This window comes from Pseudomonadota bacterium, assembly GCA_022361155.1.
In the GTDB taxonomy this organism is placed as follows: domain Bacteria; phylum Myxococcota_A; class Polyangia; order Polyangiales; family JAKSBK01; genus JAKSBK01.
Map to the genome: position 1 here is coordinate 1 of JAKSBK010000009.1, position 3334 is coordinate 3334.

The window sequence follows — 3334 nt, forward strand, 5'->3', positions numbered from 1 at the left end:
ACTCCGGACCGAGCATGGCGCAGCGCCGCGGGGTCGGATGGCGTGTCGGCGAACCGAGGAAATGCAGCGCATGCGGTTGGAATCGAGCAGGGTCGAGCGTGAGACGACGCGGCAGACGGCCCCGCGCCGCAAGCCAGGCGACGGGAGTGAGTTTCGGGACGGGCACTAGGTTAGGGGTAGCGATCGACACGCGGCCTCGATGGGTGCTACGGTCGCTTCGCGGGAAGCTAAGGAGATCACGAAATGGCAGTCCGAACATCATCAGCGACTTGGAACGGAACCCTGAAAGAAGGCAGGGGCTTGCTCAAGGTAGGCACCGCTTACGAGGGCCCCTTCACGTTTGCCTCGCGTTTCGAGCAGGGCGGCGGTACCAACCCAGAGGAGATGGTAGGCGCGGCCCACGCGGGCTGCTACTCCATGTTCCTGTCGGCCCTCATCAGCAAGGAGAGCCTCACGCCCGAGAGTGTGGAAACCAAGGCCACGGTCCACCTCGGCGACGACGGTGGCCCCAAGATCACCTCGATCGAATTGGTGTGCAACGCCAAGGTGCCGGGGCTCGACCAGGACAAGTTCGTCGAGCTGGCCCAAGCCGCCAAGGAGAAGTGTCCGATTTCGAGGCTCTACGCGGGCACGGAAATCAAGCTCAGCGCCACGCTAGCTTAGGTGTTGACGGATTGATGCTCAGGCCGGATGGCGCTCGAGCCAAGCCCGGTAGTCCCCGTCGTAGCCAACCTGCTGCCAGCGCCGCTCTACGTTTTCGAGCACTCGAGCGACCGCGCTCGCAGGCGCGGCCTTGCCGCTCAGGGCCTTTTCCGCGAGCGGCTCGGCCGCCGCACGCGCCGCGGCATGAACCTCGTCGCTCATGGCTGCCGTGGAAGCCTCCGAGCTGTCCAGCCCAAGGTAGCCCGACACGATCTGCTCGCCTACCTCCTTGGCGTTGACGCGGCTCTCCTTGATGTTGCCCTTGCCTGTGAGCACGTTGCCGAGGCCGAAGACACCCGAAAGGCCTCTGAGCTCGCCCGTGTCCCAGTTGGTGTAGTCGTAGAGCTCTCCCTTGGTTGGGATGCCCGGAAGAGGTTCGGGTACGCTCCCGATCGAGCTGATCACCAGCGGTGCGCGCACGTCGTAGTCGGTGCCGTCAAGCTGCACAAGCCTCCCATCGCGCATCTCGGTGCGCCTGAAACGAATCCCGACCAGGCGGTCGTTCTCGATGACGGCGCCGACGGGCGCGTGGCACTCCTCGAGTCGCACCAGGTACTTCTTGATGCAGTTGTCCATGACCTTGGTACGCACGGTTTCGGTCTTGCGCAGCTGCTCCGGCGTGGCATTCGGGGGCGGGCTGGCGAGCGGCATGTCCTTCTTGCGCCTGCGATAGTAGAGCGTGCAGCCCTTGACCCCTAGCTCCTCGGCCTTGAGTCCGTGCCTGGCAACAATCCGGTCGATACCCCGGTGTTCCAGCTCGACCACCGAGATGTCGATGCCTCGCTTGCGCAGCGCGGCCGCGTACAGCTCCAGGTTGATGATCTTCACCACGTCGATCGAGGCGAGACCACCACCGAGCACCATGGTCTCGTCCAAGGCCTCGTAGCGCGGTCCCGAGTAGCCCTTTTCGTGGTAGTGGTTAAACCAATACACAAAGGGGTTCTGGTACACGAGCCCGCGATCGACATACTGATCGATACCCTCGACCGGAACCGGGCGATCGCGCCAGGCGCCGTTGGCCAGAATGACCGCGCTGGGCTGCCAGCGATCGAGCAGCTCCTGCCACCCGATATCGCGCCCCAGCCGGGTCTCCGGCATGAGCAGCACACCAGGCTGGGTGAGGTTGGCGCCAATTCGCTGGTACTCCTTGTCGCGGAGCTTCTCGTGCCAGCGCGGCAGTCCGTCCTCGATCTTGCCAAAGGGACGCGGGTTCTGCTCAACCACGACGACCAGCGCGCCCCGGGCGGCGCACAACGCGGCGGCCTCGGAGCCCGCCACCGCTCCACCGCAGATCACCACTATGTGCTTCGGTGCGTCCGCCAGTTCTCGTAGTTGATTCATGAGCTTCCTCGCAGGGGTCTCCAGAGTACCCAGGTCATCGCGAGGGCGCCAGTGCCTCGAACGACGTCCTCGGTCGGTTCGCTGGACACGCCGGCCAGGCGCTGGGCACAACCGGGGGTTGTGGCCCACGCGTGAGACGCAGAAGTATTGACAATCGGAGCCCGGCGCTGCACAGAGTCCGTGGCGCGCCCAACGCCTGGCGGTCGGGTTGACGAGCTTCAGGTGCTGGCCCGTCGCAACGCTCCGCCGCATCCATCGTGCGGGCAAGGCCTGCGCTGGGACTGCCTGCGGCTCGGGTGGTATGCATGCAGCGCATGCGGAAAGGACAGTGGCCATGACGTGGGTCATTACGAGGTTGTGCCGTGACTGTGTCGACCAGGCTTGTGTGGATGTCTGCCCGGTCGACTGCATCTACCAGTACGACGGCGATGACAAGGCCTCGTTCCCCAACCAGCTCTACATCCAGCCCGAGGAGTGCATTAATTGTGCAGCCTGCGAGCCCGAGTGTCCCTGGGAAGCCATCTACGAAGACGAGGCCGTGCCGGAGCTGCTTCAGGAAGACATCGAGCTGAACGCCCGCATGGTGGATGTCCAGGACGACTTCTCGGTAGCCGAGCACGAGGAAAAGCCCACACCGACCCCGGAGCAAGTAGCCGAGAACAAGGCCAAGTGGGGGCTGGAGGCCTAGCCCGATCGGCCCGCGCCGGCGGCCTGGTCCTCGTCGCTGCCAGATCATCACAAACGCTGCAAGTCCAGTCGACGTTTGGGGCGGCATTGTTGTATGGTCCGGCGCCTGTGGAGGTCCCGTGACTCGTCTAGCAGTCCTAAAGGAGCGCATCCCCGAGGAGAAGCGGGTGGCGGCCATTCCTGAGAACGTGGCGAAGTACAAGGAGTTGGGCTTTACCGTGACCGTTGAGGCCGGGGCGGGTGAAGGCTCCGGACATTCCGACGACGCGTATCGCGAGGCGGGCGCCGAGATCGAGTCGGATCGGCGCGCGCTGCTCCAGAGCGCCTCGATCGTGATCAAGGTGAACCCGCCCAGCGAGACCGAGATCGGACTGCTGGCGCGTGGTACCACGCTGATCAGCCTGATCTATCCCAAACGCAATGACTCGTTGCTGCGTATTCTTGCCGCCAAAGGCGTAAACACGCTGTCCCTCGACAGCGTTCCGCGAATCACGCGTGCCCAGAAGATGGACGTGCTGAGCTCGATGTCCAATCTGATCGGCTACCGTGCCGTTCTCGAAGCGTCGACCACGTACAACGGCTTCTTCAGCGCCCAAGTGACCGC

General features: G+C 64.2%; 4 protein-coding genes. 3 read left to right on the plus strand and 1 reads right to left on the minus strand.

Annotated features, from left to right (window positions below; all coding sequences use genetic code 11):
- Positions 1–243: 243 nt before the first annotated feature.
- Positions 244–663, plus strand: a complete 420-nt coding sequence (locus MJD61_00300; protein ID MCG8553719.1) for an OsmC family protein — start codon at positions 244–246, stop codon at positions 661–663.
- An 18-nt stretch (positions 664–681) separates the two neighbouring features.
- Here MJD61_00300 and MJD61_00305 read toward each other — a convergent pair whose 3' ends face one another.
- Complete coding sequence (locus MJD61_00305; GenBank protein MCG8553720.1) at positions 682–2043, minus strand: hypothetical protein; 1362 nt, start codon at positions 2041–2043, stop codon at positions 682–684.
- A gap of 334 nt (positions 2044–2377) precedes the next feature.
- Here MJD61_00305 and MJD61_00310 point away from each other — a divergent pair, with 334 nt between their 5' ends.
- A complete protein-coding gene (locus MJD61_00310; protein MCG8553721.1) occupies positions 2378–2731 on the plus strand; it encodes a ferredoxin family protein in 354 nt (117 codons plus the stop codon).
- A gap of 118 nt (positions 2732–2849) precedes the next feature.
- Positions 2850–3334, plus strand: a 485-nt coding sequence (locus MJD61_00315; GenBank protein MCG8553722.1) for an NAD(P)(+) transhydrogenase (Re/Si-specific) subunit alpha, incomplete at its 3' end; no start/stop codon positions are given.

Coding starts and splice junctions, on each gene's coding strand:
- MJD61_00300 (MCG8553719.1), top strand. CDS start 244: ATGGCAGTCCGAACATCATCAGCGACTTGGAACGGAACCCTGAAAGAA.
- MJD61_00305 (MCG8553720.1), bottom strand. CDS start 2,043: ATGAATCAACTACGAGAACTGGCGGACGCACCGAAGCACATAGTGGTG.
- MJD61_00310 (MCG8553721.1), top strand. CDS start 2,378: ATGACGTGGGTCATTACGAGGTTGTGCCGTGACTGTGTCGACCAGGCT.